Origin of the sequence: uncultured Chitinophaga sp. (genome assembly GCF_937874145.1) — a bacterium.
GTDB lineage: Bacteria > Bacteroidota > Bacteroidia > Chitinophagales > Chitinophagaceae > Chitinophaga.
In genome coordinates, this window is sequence record NZ_CALNBI010000427.1 from 1 (window position 1) to 3,100 (window position 3,100).

Here is a 3,100-nt window from a genome sequence, read left to right on the forward strand (position 1 = left end):
CTTCCACCGGCAAAGTCATCGACGAAAAAACCGGGGTGGAAGATGAAGTGCTCATGTACAACTCCAGCCCCCTGCTGTATGTAATGGTGAACGCCGTGCAGGAGTTGGCCAACCGCGTACAGGACCTGGAAAAAAGACTCGCGGCGCTCGAAGGAAAAAAATAACCCATGGAACCGATCATCCAAATACCGGCCGGTCCGCCGCCCATGAAAGGGCAGGACTTTAACCTGCTGCGGGCGGAAGGGCTTACCGTACTGCAGGCCGCCGCCGGCGCCAGCTGGACGAACCACAACCTCAGCGATCCCGGCATCACGCTGCTGGAAGCCTGTTGCTACGCGCTCACGGAAGTAGGGCTCAAGGCAGGCATTCCCATGCGCGACCTCCTGGCCAGCGACGCGGACGGGATGGCGCAGGAAAGTCCTACCCCGGGTGTAGTGCTGCCCATGGCGCCGCTTACGGCCAACGACTTCCGGAAATCCCTCATCGACCATCCGCTTGTGCGGAATGCGTGGGTTTTCCCGATAGACGCGACGTATGGCGGGCAGCTGAAAGTGTTGCTGGAGTTCGAAGACAAGCAGCTCAACAACAACACCTTCAATGTGCAGTTGAACGTAGATGTGAGTACGCCGCCGGACCCGCCGTTGCTGGTAAACATCTCTGCGGATATTGCGCTCCCCTTCTGGGACGAGTCCGCAGCGCGGCCCTTCAGTGCCGACGTGCAGCTGCAAACCGTCACCTTCCACGACCTGGGAGGCGGCCGAAAGTTGAATGGCTTCCATGTGAGAGGGCCAGGAACTGCGGGTTCAGCAACCCGTCTTTGGTGTTGTAGCGCAGGTGGTTGCCGTCCAGGGTGATGACCTGCCCGCCCGCGGCTTCCACCACGGAACTGGTGGTGGTGGCGCAGATCAATACGCCGCTGGAAGATCCTTTGCAGCAAACGCCTAAAGTGCTGCAGGCGTTGCAGGCGCATATCGCCACGCTCGGCGATAATTCCCCGGCAGATACATCGCTGCTCAAAGCATATAACCGATGGGTGATATCCGCAGCCGCGGCGGTGCGCAGCGTGGAAATGTACATGCGCGGGTACCGCAACCTTTGTGAGCGCTTCGCCTTTTTTCAACCCGTACGATTGCAGGAAGTCGCCATTTCTGCAGGGATCGAGATCAATGCGGGCGTGGCGCCGGAAGAGCTGCTCGCGTCCATTCTTTTCAACATCGACCAGCACATCACGCCGGTGGCGGTGATCCGGGGAATGTCGGAAATGGGGGATGACATAGCGGTGGACAAACTGTTTGAAGGGCCGCCGTTGCACGGGGGATTCCTGCCAGACGAAACGCTCGTAGCCACCAATCTATCCGAACGTATTTTTACTTCCGACATCCTGCGCATCATCCTTCGCCACCGCAATGCGGGCAACGAAGACGTGAACTTCCGTGAAGATGTGAACAGCCGCCGCATCGTTTCAGTCAGAACGCTCGGCCTGTCGCTGTACATCGATAACCGCATTGTTACCGACAGCGCCCGCGATACCCTGTGCCTTTCCAACAGCCAGCAACACATCCCCCATCTGAGCTATTCGAAATCACGGATCACCTTATTCCGGAACGGCATTCCCGTTCCGTACGACTGGGCACAGGTGTTGCTGCGCGTGGCGCAATTGAAAGATGAATGGCTGAACGGCAGTTTGGGTACCGGCGACGATCTGGCGCTGCCCGTGGCCGAAAGCATTCCCGTTTCGGATTACTATCCCATCCAGGAAGACCTGCCGCTCGTTTATGGCGTGGGTTCCGCGGGGTTGCCCGAATCGGCTACCATTGCCAGGAGGGCGCAGGCGTTGCAGTTGCAGGGATATATGTTATTCTTTGAACAGCTGACGGCGGGTTTGACCAGCCAGCTCGGCCATCTCAACTCGTTTTTCTCCGCCAGTGCCGACATCGACCGCACGATTTTTAACCAACCCCTTCCACAGCTGCCGCAGGCGCAGTTGCTGTTTGGTGATGGGTACGAAAACGCGCTCCGCACTTCGGCGGAAACGCCGTTGCAATTCCAGCAGCGCAGGAACAGGGTGCTGAACCATTTGCTGGCCACGTTCGGCGAAAACATGAACGATACCTCGGGGTTTGCTTTCCATGAAGCGTTGCAGCCCGATGCGTCCACACCCGTGCTGTTGCCCGATCTGCTGGCGCATCAGCAGGCGCAGATGGAGAAAGCTTCGTTGCAATTGATCCGGGAGAAATCGGCGTTTTACTATGCTTTGCCGGCATTGAGCCGTCACCGTGCGCAATCGTTCGGCAACCCGGCCTGGATGGAAAACTGGCTGGTGGAAATTACGCTGGCAAACGGCGAATACAACTGGACGATCCTGAGCCCCGGCGGGCAGCCGCTGTTGCGGGGGTACACCGGAGAAGAGCTGCCGGATCAGGCACAGGCCCGCGAAACGGCCATGAAGTCCATGTTGCAGGCGGCCGCCGCCATGAGCCTGGGGCGTTATCCCGAAGGGTTTATAACAGGTTTCGACGGCGTTGAATTTTACCTGGAGCTCCGCGAGCACCCGGACGCACCGCCGTACGGGCGTTCTGTGGCTACATATGCCGACGCAGCGGCGGTGAACCTGGGGCTGACGCAGATCACGGCGTTCATCCGCAGCCATTGGCAGCGTTTTGCCATTACACCGCTGGAAAGAAAGTTGAATCATTTACTGGAAATCCCCGTGCAGGAGAAGCGCGCGCTGCAGTCGATGCTCACGGATTATTTTGAAATATTCGACGAACCGCCGCCGATTCGGAAGAAATTCAGGTTGTATGAAGGCGGGTCTTTCACCGGTGATGTGTTGCTGGTGAGCGACAGCGGTTATACCGGCGCTACCGATCCCGAGGCGCTGGCAGCGGTGGATGCAGGTATCGCGTTGCTGTTGAAGAAGGGCATGAAGATGGAAAACTTCCGCATCGTGCCCGAAGGCAATGCGTTCAGGGTGCAGCTGATGCAGTCGGCTGGCGTGGGTATCGCTTCTTCGCCGGGCACTTTCCCTTCGCAGGAAGCGGCGAAGGCGGAGATCCGCCGTACCTGGCTGATGCTGAACCGGTTTTTCAGCGGCGAAGGG

General features: G+C 58.6%; 2 protein-coding genes. Both read left to right on the forward strand.

Annotation, left to right across the window (positions count from 1 at the left end):
• Nucleotides 1–167 precede the first annotated feature (167 nt).
• Entirely contained in the window at nt 168–854 is a 687-nt protein-coding gene (locus tag Q0510_RS20275; protein WP_298715733.1) for a hypothetical protein, read from the forward strand.
• Nucleotides 854–3,100 (forward strand): hypothetical protein (locus tag Q0510_RS20280; RefSeq protein WP_298715735.1); only part of this gene is annotated, 2,247 nt, incomplete at its 3' end. The genes Q0510_RS20275 and Q0510_RS20280, both read left to right, overlap by 1 nt.

Excerpts from the sequence above, each read along its gene's own strand:
- Q0510_RS20275 (WP_298715733.1), top strand. The coding sequence starts at position 168 with ATGGAACCGATCATCCAAATACCGGCCGGTCCGCCGCCCATGAAAGGG.